We start from the raw sequence: 12,284 nt of genomic DNA, 5'->3' as shown, positions 1-12,284 counted from the left end.
GTCGTGTTTTACCTGACCGATACCCAAATAACGGAATTTGTCGGTCGCTATCTGTGGCCGCTGTTCCGCATATCGGGCCTGCTGATGGCCATGCCAATTATCGGCACCCGGGTGGTCACGGCGCGGGTCAGGGTGGTGCTGGCGTTTTTTATCACCCTGGTGGTGGTGCCGTTGTTGCCACCCCTGCCCAGTGTGCCGCCCCTGTCCATGCAGAGCCTGGTGATTATTGTCCAGCAAGTGCTGATTGGCCTCACCATCGGCTTTTTCTTGCAGGTGCTGTTTCAAATCTTCGTCCTGGCCGGGCAGTTTATGGCCATGAAAATGGGCCTTGGTTTTGCCTCCATGAACGATCCGGCCAACGGCGTCAACGTCACGGTGGTATCGCAGTACTACCTGATTCTGGCAACCTTGTTGTTTCTCAGCCTCAACGGCCATTTGCTGGTGATCCGCCTGATTGTGGAAAGCTTTATCACCATACCGATTTCCGAGCAGGGCTTGCACATTGAAGTTTTCCTGGCGGTGGCAAACAGTGGCAGCTGGCTGTTTAGCCGCGCGCTGCTGGTGGCCATGCCGGTATTGACGTCACTGCTGGTGGTCAATATCGCCTTTGGTGTGATGAGCCGGGCGGCGCCGCAAATGAACGTGTTTGCGGTCGGTTTTCCCATCACCCTGATTTTCGGCCTGGTCTTGATCTGGTTCAGCATGAGCAGTTTTTTACCCAGCTATGAATTGTATATGGGCGAGGGCTTTGCTGCCCTCAGCAATTTCCTGAGGATGCCATAATGGCCGAAGAAGACAGCAGTCAGGAAAAAACAGAAGAGCCCACCCAGAAACGCATCGACAAGGCCCGTGAGGACGGGCAGGTTCCCCGGTCGCGGGAACTGACCACTTCAGCCATCCTGCTCGGCGGTACAATCGGCCTGTTTACCCTGGGTCCCTATATGTCGCAGCGCTTGCTGGACATCATTCGCTTTAACTTCGTGCTGGAGCGGGAGGCGATGTTCGATCCCTCCTATATGATTCGCCATTTAACCCACTCTTTCGGCGACGCACTCTGGTCGCTGGTGCCGCTGTTTGTGATTCTGGTGGTGGTGTCTATTCTCGGCCCCATCGCCCTGGGCGGCTGGCTCTGGAGCACCAAGGCCATGGCGCCCAAGGCCAGTCGTATGAACCCGATGGAAGGCCTGAAACGCATGTTCGGGGTCAAGGCTTTGATGGAGCTGGTCAAGGCCCTGGGCAAGGTGATCCTGATTCTCAGTCTCGCCATTGTGCTGCTAAAAATGATGCAGCAAGATATGCTCGATCTCGCCCGCCAGGCGGTGAAACCGGCGATCGTGGATTCGATGCTGATTGCCGGTTGGGCGGCCATTGCCCTCGCAGCAATTACGATGTTTATCGTGTTGCTGGATGTGCCGTTCCAGATTTGGGATAACTCGCGCAAGCTGAAGATGTCGCGCCAGGACATCAAGGATGAAATGAAAGACAGCGAGGGCAAGCCGGAGGTCAAGGGCCGCATTCGCCAGTTGCAGCGGGAGATGGCCAACAACCGGCAATTGGCGGCGGTGCCAGAAGCGGATGTGGTGATCACCAACCCGACCCACTTTTCTGTGGCGGTCAAGTACGATCCTGACAATATGAATACGCCAATTGTGGTAGCCAAGGGAGCGGACTTTTTCGCCCTTAAAATTCGTGAGGTGGCGAAGGCCAACGATATCCAGATTATGGAGTCACCGGTGTTGGCGCGGGCCATCTACCACACCACAGAGGTGGATCAGGAGATTCCCGCCGGTTTGTATATGGCGGTGGCCCAGGTGCTGGCTTACGTCTTCCAGTTGCGCAATTACCGCCGTGGCAAGGGCGAGCGGCCGCCTTATCCTCGTAAGATCAAGGTGCCCAAGGATATGCAGTTTGATGTGTGATGTTTGTTTGTTGCGGAGGCTATTGGAGTGTTGCTGTGTTGGAGTGTGGGGTAAGAGAGTCCGGTGGACGAAGCTTGCGGGACTCGCCGTGAATACGTCCGTGTAGGCTCGAGTGCGGCATCCATGCCGCACACGGTCCCGCAACCTCCATCCACCGGACTCTCACCGAACATTTTCGCCGTCTGGTAGATTTAAAGAAAATTTCTTTATTAGCTTATCGCTGTGGCGAGCACAGTTGGATTTATAAAGTTGCTGGCGAACTTTCAACAGCACCCCGCAACAATGAGTTGGTGTGAGTGAGTCCCGCAACCTCCATCCACCGGACTCTCACCGAGCATTTTTGCCATCTGGTGGTTTTAGAGCATTCTTTTTTTAACTTTTCGCTGTGGCGAGCACAGTTGGATTTATAAAGTTGTTGGCGAACTTTCAACAGCTCCCTGCAACAATGAGTTGGTGCGAGTGGGTGTTGCGGACCACATTTTAAATTCTCCCAGTTGGCAGGGAGGTGGGGGGAGAGGCTGGCAGATTAATGATACAGGACCGTGTGCGGCATGGATGCCGCACTCGAGCCTACATGGACGTATTCACGGCGAGTCCTGAATCGTTAATCTGCCAGCATCTCCTAAGCAGACACACCAGCACCAAACCAAACCAAACCAAGAACATACTTTCACCGCTATAACCTGCAAAACAGCCACTCAAGCTAACAATTTTATCGAGGCCTGCAGAATAGGTACGCTTCTTGCGATAGACGCTTATGTCTACCTAAACCGTCAAGAATCCGTAACCCTATGCCGTCCCAATCACTGTCTGAATTTCGACAATTTGCCGCAGGAATCGATCGCAAGACGGCGCTGAACCACGTGCGCAGTGTCGGTCAGGGTAATCTCGGTGTGCCGCTGCTGCTGTTGATGCTGCTCGGCATGATGACGCTGCCGCTGCCACCCTTTCTGCTGGACCTGTTTTTCTCCTTCAATATTGCCCTCTCTATTGTGGTGCTATTGGTGGGTGTCTATACCTTGCGGCCGCTGGATTTCGCGGTGTTTCCCACTATTTTGCTGGTGGCCACATTGCTGCGCCTGGCGCTTAATGTCGCTTCGACCCGGGTGGTGTTGCTGGAAGGGCACGAGGGCGGCGACGCTGCCGGCAAGGTGATCCAGGCGTTTGGCGAAGTGGTGATCGGCGGTAACTACGCTGTGGGTATCATCATTTTTATCATCCTGATGATTATTAACTTTGTAGTGGTTACCAAGGGTGCTGGCCGTATCTCGGAAGTCAGCGCGCGTTTTACCCTGGATGCCATGCCGGGCAAGCAAATGGCCATCGACGCCGACTTGAATGCCGGCCTTATCGACCAGGATGAGGCCCGCACGCGGCGCGAGGATGTGGCCTCTGAAGCGGACTTTTACGGTGCCATGGACGGTGCCAGCAAGTTTGTGCGCGGCGACGCCATCGCCGGTATTTTGATCCTGGTGCTGAATATTATCGGCGGACTGCTGGTGGGTATGGTGCAGCACGAGCTGGAATTCCAGGACGCCTTGGAGAAGTATATTTTGCTCACCATCGGTGACGGCCTGGTGGCGCAGATTCCGTCGCTGTTGCTGTCCACTTCGGCAGCGATCATGGTTACCCGGGTCAATAGCTCGGAAGATATGCGCAACCAGATTATGCGGCAGATGTTTGACTCACCCAAGGCGCTGGGTGTAGCTGCAATTGTACTGTTTATTATGGGCGCCGTGCCCGGCATGCCCCACGTGTCGTTTCTGAGCCTGGCGGTGGTTGCGGCGGGCATGGCGCTGTATCTCTACTATCGCAAACACCAGAATGAACAGGCCCAGCTCCAGCCAGCTCCGGCGGCAGCGCGAGCACCGGCGGGTTCGGGGCTGGTGCCGGTGGCCGCCCCGCCGCCACGGGGCCAGCAGGGGGTTACTGTTGATGCCGAGCGACCCAGCCCGGTGGAAATTGCCGATGTGGGTTGGGATGACGTGCAACCGGTGGATGTGGTCGGGCTGGAAGTCGGCTATCGGCTCATACCCATGGTGGACAAAACCCAGGGCGGTGAATTGTTGAGTCGTATCAAGGGAGTGCGGAAAAAACTGTCCCAGGAACTGGGCTTCCTGATTCCCTCCATTCATATCCGCGACAACCTCGACCTGGTGCCCAATGGTTATCGCATCAGCCTGATGGGAGTTACCCTCGCCGAGGCGGAAGTCTATCCGGAAAAGGAGCTGGCCATTAACCCCGGCCAGGTGTTCGGTAGCCTCGATGGGGTCGCGACCACCGATCCGGCCTTTGGCCTGGAGGCGGTATGGATCGAGCGGGACAAGAAAGACAAGGCGCAAACCCTGGGCTATACCGTGGTTGACGCCAGTACTGTGGTAGCGACCCACATCAACCAGATCTTGCAGAAGCACTGCAGTGAACTGCTGGGGCATGAAGAAGTGCAAAAGCTGCTCGACAAACTGGAAGAGAGTTCCCCCAAACTGGTGGAGGAGCTGGTGCCGGGCGCTGTCACTCTCAATCTGCTGTTAAAGATTCTGCAAGGATTGTTGCTGGAAAAGGTGCCGGTGCGGGATATGCGTACCATCGCCGAAGCTTTGGCGGCTGCCCCCAAGAGTCAAGATACTGACGCTCTTATCGCGGTGGCGCGGGCGGCGCTGGCACGCCAGATCGTCCAGAGTATCGTGGGACAGGCGCAGGAGGTGCCTGTTATCACCCTGGAGGCCGGACTGGAACAATTATTGCTGCAGACCCTGCAACAGGCACAAAAAACTGGCGCTGAGGCCAGCTTCCTGGAGCCCACGTTGGCGGAGAAGCTGCAGTACTCGTTGATCGAGGCGGCCCAGAAGCAGGAGGTGAAAGGCAAGCCGGCCATATTGCTGGTGGCGGCACCGATCAGGAACCTGATGTCGAAATTTGTGCGCTTTAGTTTGCCGGATATGCATGTGCTGGCTTACACCGAAATACCGGATAACAAGCAGATAACCGTTGAGGCGTCAGTCAGTGTCCAGAGTTAAGGCAGGGTTAAAGAGTTTGAAAAATTTTAGTGCTGGCGTCGTTACAGAAGTCGTAAAAGAAATAGCCGGGTTGCCATTTTTCAGGGTAAACCGAACCAGGGCGGTGTGCCGCGGGTTGGAGGATTTGTTATGTCTGTAAAACGTTTCGTGGCGGCGGATATGCGCCGTGCGCTGGAGCTGGTGCGGCAGGAGATGGGGCCTGAGGCAATCATTCTGTCCAGTCGCCGGGTCAAGCAGGGCGTTGAAATACTCACCAGCCTGCAGGCAGAGCCGCAACCACAGCAGGTCACTGCTGCCAACCAGCCCATCAGCGGGCTGGAAGTGCCTATGGACAGCGATGATGCCTGGCGCCAGCAAGCACTGGTGGACCAGACGTTGACCCAGCACACGGCTTTGCAGCGCAGCGGGGCAGATGCCGGGGTGGCGCCAATAGCCGGCTTTGCCGACCCGAATCGCATCGCTGCCGACGCTGAGCCCCGCGGCCAAGCCTCGGGCAAGACGCCGGCGGAATTGGCGGCGGAAATGGAGCGAGCGCGGGAGAAGATGATCGCGGCGCGCAAACGGGAAGAATTACAGCAGTCTGTTGCCGCTGGCCGCCCCCTGGAGCAACAGGCGAACCTCAGGCCTGTGGCTGCCCCGTCGGCTGCTACAGATCTGGCGCAGCGGCACGACCGCGACTTCAGCAATGATCGCGAGCAGCAGCGCCAGCAAGAGCGGCGTCAACAGGATCAGCGTCAGCAAGAGCAGCGCCATGAAGATCGCGAGCAACAGGCACGGGAGAGCCGTGAGCAGCAGGCACAGCTGCAAGCGCTGCAGTCAGAGTTGGCGGATATGCGCCTGCTGCTGGAAGAACAACTTTCGCGCATGAGCCAAACTCCCCAGCAGGGTTCCACTCTGCACACCGGCCTGATGCGACGCCTGCAACACATGGGCTTTGTCGACAGTATCGCCGCCCGGATTGTGGCCGGTGTATCCAACTGCAGCACCATGCAAGAGGCCTGGTCCAACGCCCAGGCCATTCTCGCGCAAAAAGTGCCGGCCTCCAGCCTGGACCCGGTGATGGAAGGCGGCATGTACGCTTTTGTCGGCCCCACCGGGGTCGGAAAAACCACCACCATCGCCAAGCTGGCGGCACGCTATGTACTCGAGCACGGCTCCCAGAATGTGACTCTGGTGACCACCGATACCTACCGCATTGCCGCCCACGATCAGCTGCGCTCCCTCGGGCGCATCCTCAATGTGCAGGTCAAGGTGGTGGATGACAATCAGGATTTACCCTATGTCTTGCGCACCTTGCGCGGCTGTCCACTGGTGTTGGTCGACACCGCCGGCTTCCGCCAGGGCGACGGGCAGCTGAAAGAGCAGCTGGATATCCTTGCTTCAGTGCCGGACTTGAAAACCATGCTGGTGATGGCCAGCAACTCCCAGTTGCAAATGTTGAAGGCCAGCATTCACGCCCACCAGAGCCCCGGCCTGTATGGCTGTGTCCTCACCAAACTGGACGAAACGGCGAGTTTGGGTGAGGCTTTGAGTGTGGTGATGGAGCACGGCCTGACGGTTTACTACAGCACCAACGGCCAGGAAATCCCCCAGGACCTGGCGGTGGCCAAGGGCCACAAGCTGGTGGCCAGCGCAATCAGCCTGATGAAATCGGGCATGGGCAGCCTGGCACCACTATCTTCCTCCTCATCTTCCTGAGAGCAGCTATACTCAAATGTTGATGGTCATCTGTAACAAAATAACCCCCTGGCTCGCGAACGCCGAGACAGGGAGAAAGGAGTACGGAATCAAATGAGTTCCACACGACCGGTACAAGTAATTGCCGTAACCGGCGGCAAGGGTGGTGTCGGCAAGACCAATGTTTCGGTCAACCTGAGTATTGCCCTGGCCCAACTGCGACGGCGTGTGGTATTGCTGGATGCCGATTTGGGACTGGCCAACATTGACGTACTGCTGGGATTGAAAGCCGACCGCAACCTGACGGATGTACTGGCAGGAAGTTGTGACCTCAACGATGTGCTGTTACCGGGCCCCGCGGGTATCAAAGTGGTACCCGCGTCCTCGGGTGTGCAGCAGATGGCTGTGCTCGGCCCCCAGGAGCACGCCGCCCTGATCAACGCTTTCAGTAGCTTGAGTGACCAGGTGGACGTGCTGGTAGTCGATACCGCCGCGGGGATTTCCGATACGGTAGTGAGCTTTGTGCGGGCTGCCAACGAAGTACTGGTGGTGGTGTGTGACGAGCCGTCTTCCATTACCGATGCCTATGCCCTGATCAAACTGCTGAACCGGGAATATGGCATGTTCCGTTTTCGGGTGCTGGCCAATATGACCCGCACCCAGCAGGAAGGGCAAAACCTGTTTAACAAACTTAACGGTGTCTGCGAGCGTTTTCTGGACGTAACCCTGCAGTACGTCGGCAATGTGCCGTTTGACGAAAATGTGCGCAAGGCGGTGCAAAAGCAAAAGGCGCTATTGGAGTATGCTCCCACCAGCAAGGCGGGTGTAGCGCTTCGCAACCTCGCCGGCAAGGTCGACCAGTGGCCCCTGCCAATGGCGGCTCGCGGCCACCTGGAGTTTTTTGTTGAACGTTTATTGCATACGGAGGCCGCCCGGGTTGGCGGTTAAAGTACAGGCCATGAAGATGAGACTTTCAACATGCCAGCTGCAGATCGTCTAGCCATGTACGGCGACACCCAGAGAAGCCTCACCGCCGTCCAGGTGGAGGAGTACGCGCCGCTGGTGAAGCGCATTGCCCACCATATGATGATGCGCATGCCGGCCTCGGTGCAGGTAGAAGACCTTATCCAGGCGGGCATGATCGGCTTGCTGGAGGCGGCACAAAAATACGATATGTCGCTGGGTGCCAGTTTTGAAACCTACGCCGGGATTCGGATTCGCGGCGCCATTATCGATGAAATGCGACGCGGCGACTGGGTGCCCCGTTCGGTGCATCGCAATGCGCGCCGGGTCAGCAATGCCATAGCGCAGGTGGAAGCGCGCAGTGGCCGCGGTGCCAGCGACATGGAGATCGCCACCGAACTGGGTGTGGAGATCGATGAATACCACAATATGCTTAACGACTCGGCCTCCAGCCGCCTGTTTAGCTTCGAAGAAAATTTTGGCGATGAGGACGCCGGGCTGGAGGATTCCAGCACCAGTATTGCCTTTCGCCCACCCCAGGAGGAATTCCAGAAGGGGGCCCTGAAGGAGGCATTGGTACAGGCCATTACCGATTTGCCCGAGCGTGAACGGCTGGTGTTGGCGCTGTATTACGACGAAGAGCTCAACCTGAAAGAAATTGGGGAGATCATCGGGGTAAGTGAATCGAGGGTCAGCCAGATCCATTCCCAGGCGGCCCTGAGATTGCGCGCGCGGCTGGCAGACTGGCAGGCCGAAGACGGCTGATCTATAGTTGGCTGCCGGCCTGTCCTGAATCTCGAAACTACATTTATAACTTATGGCAACCTATTGATAGGTCGCCTTTTTTTCTTGTTTTCCGGCTAAAAACTGGCTAGCGACAAAACTGCTACTAGACTGGTAGTAAATTTCTTTTAATTCACGTTGATAGAGTCGCCGCAGACAGTGAACTCAGTTCACTCGTCCGTACGGGCAGCAATTTGGGCCCTCGCTGCGGCGCCTTCAGTGTTGCAGTTTTAATGGCGATTTAGCCCTGCCCATGCCAGTGGGGTTAATGCCGCTTGAACCTCAAAATATTACCGAGGTTCGTAATTATGTATATCTCAAGCTTCGGAGAGGGAGGTAGCTTTGGATAAAAATATAAAGATCCTGGTGGTTGATGATTTTGCGACCATGCGCCGGATCATAAAGAATTTATTGCGGGATCTGGGGTTTACCAATATCCAGGAGGCGGACGATGGCGCCACCGCGCTGCCCATGCTCAAGTCCAATGATTTTGATTTTCTGGTCACTGACTGGAATATGCCGGCAATGAGCGGTATCGAGCTGTTGAAAGCGGTGCGGGCGGATCAGCGTTTGTCAGGCCTGCCGGTGCTGATGGTCACCGCTGAGGCGAAGCGGGACCAGATTATCGAAGCCGCCCAGGCCGGCGTGAACGGCTACGTAGTGAAACCGTTTACCGCGGCGGTACTGAAAGAAAAGATCGATAAGATTTTCGATCGGGTTGAAGGTTAATAATCATTTCAACAGGACTGGTCAATGGCGACAAATCCCCAATTACACAATAATCAGGAGTTCATGCATGAGCTGCAGGATTGTGCCAAGCAACTGTCGCAAAAACTGAACAGCGACGACATTGTCGGTGCATCGCTGCTGATTGAACGGCTGGTAGAGGTTCGCGACCGCAACATCTTTACTGCGGTGGGCAAGTTGACCCGGGCCTTGCATGACGCCATTGTTAATTTTCACGTCGATGCGGGGCCGGGCTCTGAACCTGTCGCAGCGACAAATTCAGATATGCGCGACGCCTCTGAACGCCTCAATTACGTTATCGAGATGACCCGGGCTGCGGCGGATAAAACCATGGATAAGGTGGAAGCTTCGGCGCCCATAGCGGCGGACCTTAGCCAGCGGGCCGCTATGTTGCAACAGGAATGGCTGCGCTTGCAAAAACGCGAGATGACGGCGGACGAATTCCGCCAGGTGTATCGGCAGGCGCTGGAGTTTTTTGCCGATACCCAAACCGGCAGTACCCGCCTCAACGAAAATTTTCAGCAAATAATTCTCGAACAGGGTTACCAGGATCTCTCCGGGCAAGTGCTGAAGCGCGTTATTGGCCTGATGGTAGAGGTGGAGGAAAACCTGGTGGAGCTGGTGAGTATCGCCGGCAGTGTGGAGGAAATTACAGGTTTGGTAGCGCTGGCCGATAACCCGGTTAAGCACAGGAAAGAAACCGGTAATGTCAAAGCTGAGGGGCCTCAAATTCATTCCAAAGAACGCAATGACGTTGTCTCCGGCCAGGATGAAGTCGACGACCTGCTGTCCAGCCTCGGTTTCTGATCCGGTGAGAGGGGTTGTGAATGGGGATTGCTGACGACGATGATATCCTGCAGGACTTTCTGGTCGAGGCTGGGGAAATCCTCGAGACGTTATCGGAACAACTGGTGGAATTGGAGCAGCGTCCCGCCGACACCGAACTGTTGAACGCTATTTTTCGCGGCTTTCATACGGTCAAGGGCGGCGCCGGCTTCCTGCAACTGCACGCCATGGTGGAGTGCTGTCACGCCACCGAAAACCTGTTTGATATTTTGCGCAACGGCAAACAAGCGGTTACTGCTGAACTGATCGATACCGTGTTGCAGGCCCTGGATGCGATTAACGCCCAGTTTGAGCAGGTGTCCCGGCGGCAGGAAGCAGAGGCGGCACCGGCGCAATTACTGGCCACACTGGCACAGTTTATCGACGGCGCGAACGACGGAGCCATTGCACCACCAGTGCGCGGAGCTAACAGCGTGCCATTGGCCGCGGCGGTCTCGACGCTGGGAGCTGGACAGGGCAGCGGCGAGATTACCGATGCCGAGTTCGAGCAACTGCTCGATGCCATCAGCGCCGGTTCCGAACCGGTTTCCGTCGCGGCCACTGCCACAATGGCCGCACTGGACGCGGCGCCAGAATCCGATCCGGAGACGGACAGCTCGGCTTCCAGTGGCGATCTCTGTGACCTCGAGTTTGATGCCCTGCTTGACCAATTGCACGGCCAGGGTAGAGGGCCGACGTCAAAAAAATCCCCTCCTGCGGCACCGCTTGCGGCGGCAGAGAAACCTTCACCGGAGCCAGTGTCACCCGCCGCAGCCGAGATTACCGACGCCGAGTTTGACTCGCTGCTGGATCAGTTGCACGGCAAGGGCCGGGCTCCCGGGGCCGAAACAAAACCCAGCGCAATTGCCCAGCCGGCTGCAATAGTGAGCGCTGCGGACGACGTTATCAGCGAAGATGAGTTTGAACAGCTACTGGATCAGTTGCACGGCAAGGGGCAGGGGCCAGGTCGCCAGAATTCAGCGGCCACTGCCGGCTCAGGTACAGCTGACTCGGCCGCAGCAGCCGCGCCGCTTGCTGCGTCGGCGCCAGCAAGGTCGTCGCCAACTCAACCCCCTGGGCCAGCGCAACACTCCCAGGCTACAGCCTCTGGTCCCATGATCGCCGCGCATCCCGGTAGCCTTGGCAAATCGTCAGCCGCTGTCTCTCGCGACGCCGCCGCAGCCGACACCTCGGTGCGGGTCGATACCCAGCGTCTCGATGACATTATGAATATGGTGGGTGAGCTGGTGCTGGTACGCAACCGCCTGGTGCGCCTCGGCGGCGAGGCGGAAAATGAGGCGCTGGCCAAAGCGGTAGCGCACCTGGATGTGGTCACCGCCGACTTGCAGACTTCGGTGATGAAGACCCGGATGCAACCCATTCGCAAGGTGTTCGGACGTTTTCCGCGGGTGGTTCGCGATATTGCCCGCAACCTGCAGAAAGAAATTGTGCTGGAAATGCACGGTGAGGATACCGACCTCGATAAAAACCTGGTGGAGGCACTGGCCGACCCGCTGGTGCACCTGGTGCGCAATGCGGTGGACCACGGCATTGAACTGCCTGGGCTGCGGGAGTCCATAGGCAAGCCGCGCACCGGTCGCATCGTGCTGGCGGCGGTACAGGAGGGCGACCATATAATGCTCTCCATCAGCGATGACGGTGGCGGTATGGACCCGCAAAAGCTGCGCGCTATTGCAGTAGAGAAGGGCATTATGGACGCCGACAGCGTGGCCAGGCTCTCGGACACGGACGCGTTTTCCCTGATTTTTGCGCCGGGCTTTTCCACCCGCAAGGAAGTTTCCGACGTCTCCGGTCGCGGTGTCGGCATGGACGTTGTGAAAACCCGGATTGCGCAGCTGAACGGCGCTATCGAAATTGATTCCGTGCCGGGAGAGGGCACCCGCATTAACATCAAATTGCCCCTGACCCTGGCGATAATGCCCACTTTGATGATTGTGCTCGAGGCTCAGGTCTTTGCCTTGCCCCTGGTCAGTGTCAATGAAATCTTCCACATGAATTTGGCCAAGACCCATACGGTGGACGGCCAGGAGTGCATGACCGTGCGCGACAAGGCGATTCCCATTTTCCACCTCAAGCGTTGGCTGGTGAAAGGTGCCGCCAATGCCGCAGTGCCGGCGGACGCCCATGTGGTTGTGGTGTCTGTGGGGACTCGCGATGTGGGCCTGGTGGTCGACCAACTGATTGGCCAGGAGGAAGTGGTGATCAAGCCGCTGGGCAGCTTGCTGCAGGGAACGCCGGGAATGTCCGGTGCCACCATCACTGGTGACGGTACCATTGCCCTGATACTGGATGTACCGGGCCTCCTGCAACGCTATACCGGGCACAGCTGAGC

9 protein-coding genes are annotated in these 12,284 nt (G+C 57.3%); all 9 read left to right on the top strand.

Features of this window, described 5'->3' with window-relative positions:
* Positions 1–3: 3 nt before the first annotated feature.
* The 9 genes from fliR to G8764_RS19020 all read left to right on the top strand — a co-directional run bounded on the left by fliR (position 4) and on the right by G8764_RS19020 (position 12,282).
* Positions 4–783, top strand: a complete 780-nt coding sequence (fliR, locus tag G8764_RS19060) for a flagellar biosynthetic protein FliR (RefSeq protein ID WP_166166705.1) — start codon at positions 4–6, stop codon at positions 781–783.
* Positions 783–1,919 (top strand): flagellar biosynthesis protein FlhB, encoded by a 1,137-nt coding sequence (flhB, locus tag G8764_RS19055; RefSeq protein WP_166166702.1) that lies wholly within the window; start codon positions 783–785, stop codon positions 1,917–1,919. The genes fliR and flhB overlap by 1 nt, the downstream gene beginning before the upstream one ends.
* A gap of 791 nt (positions 1,920–2,710) precedes the next feature.
* Complete coding sequence (flhA, locus tag G8764_RS19050) at positions 2,711–4,936, top strand: flagellar biosynthesis protein FlhA (RefSeq protein ID WP_207951970.1); 2,226 nt, start codon at positions 2,711–2,713, stop codon at positions 4,934–4,936.
* 129 nt (positions 4,937–5,065) lie between these two features.
* The gene (gene flhF / locus G8764_RS19045) at positions 5,066–6,634 is read left to right on the top strand and encodes a flagellar biosynthesis GTPase FlhF (protein ID WP_166166699.1); all 1,569 of its coding nucleotides are present in this window, start codon (positions 5,066–5,068) and stop codon (positions 6,632–6,634) included.
* 93 nt (positions 6,635–6,727) lie between these two features.
* Complete coding sequence (locus G8764_RS19040) at positions 6,728–7,561, top strand: MinD/ParA family protein (protein ID WP_166166696.1); 834 nt, start codon at positions 6,728–6,730, stop codon at positions 7,559–7,561.
* A 30-nt stretch (positions 7,562–7,591) separates the two neighbouring features.
* The gene (locus tag G8764_RS19035) at positions 7,592–8,341 is read left to right on the top strand and encodes an RNA polymerase sigma factor FliA (RefSeq protein WP_166166693.1); all 750 of its coding nucleotides are present in this window, start codon (positions 7,592–7,594) and stop codon (positions 8,339–8,341) included.
* A gap of 360 nt (positions 8,342–8,701) precedes the next feature.
* The gene (cheY, locus tag G8764_RS19030) at positions 8,702–9,088 is read left to right on the top strand and encodes a chemotaxis response regulator CheY (RefSeq protein ID WP_166166690.1); all 387 of its coding nucleotides are present in this window, start codon (positions 8,702–8,704) and stop codon (positions 9,086–9,088) included.
* A 24-nt stretch (positions 9,089–9,112) separates the two neighbouring features.
* Positions 9,113–9,913, top strand: a complete 801-nt coding sequence (locus G8764_RS19025; RefSeq protein ID WP_166166687.1) for a protein phosphatase CheZ — start codon at positions 9,113–9,115, stop codon at positions 9,911–9,913.
* 20 nt (positions 9,914–9,933) lie between these two features.
* Complete coding sequence (locus G8764_RS19020; RefSeq protein WP_166166684.1) at positions 9,934–12,282, top strand: chemotaxis protein CheA; 2,349 nt, start codon at positions 9,934–9,936, stop codon at positions 12,280–12,282.
* Positions 12,283–12,284: the final 2 nt, after the last annotated feature.

Origin of the sequence: Pseudomaricurvus alcaniphilus (assembly GCF_011440395.1) — a bacterium.
GTDB lineage: Bacteria > Pseudomonadota > Gammaproteobacteria > Pseudomonadales > Cellvibrionaceae > Pseudomaricurvus > Pseudomaricurvus alcaniphilus.
This window is presented reverse-complemented; position numbering and strand designations above follow the sequence as displayed.

Excerpts from the sequence above, each read along its gene's own strand:
- flhB (WP_166166702.1), top strand. The coding sequence starts at position 783 with ATGGCCGAAGAAGACAGCAGTCAGGAAAAAACAGAAGAGCCCACCCAG.
- flhA (WP_207951970.1), top strand. The coding sequence starts at position 2,711 with ATGCCGTCCCAATCACTGTCTGAATTTCGACAATTTGCCGCAGGAATC.
- flhF (WP_166166699.1), top strand. The coding sequence starts at position 5,066 with ATGTCTGTAAAACGTTTCGTGGCGGCGGATATGCGCCGTGCGCTGGAG.
- G8764_RS19040 (WP_166166696.1), top strand. The coding sequence starts at position 6,728 with ATGAGTTCCACACGACCGGTACAAGTAATTGCCGTAACCGGCGGCAAG.
- G8764_RS19035 (WP_166166693.1), top strand. The coding sequence starts at position 7,592 with ATGCCAGCTGCAGATCGTCTAGCCATGTACGGCGACACCCAGAGAAGC.
- G8764_RS19025 (WP_166166687.1), top strand. The coding sequence starts at position 9,113 with ATGGCGACAAATCCCCAATTACACAATAATCAGGAGTTCATGCATGAG.
- G8764_RS19020 (WP_166166684.1), top strand. The coding sequence starts at position 9,934 with ATGGGGATTGCTGACGACGATGATATCCTGCAGGACTTTCTGGTCGAG.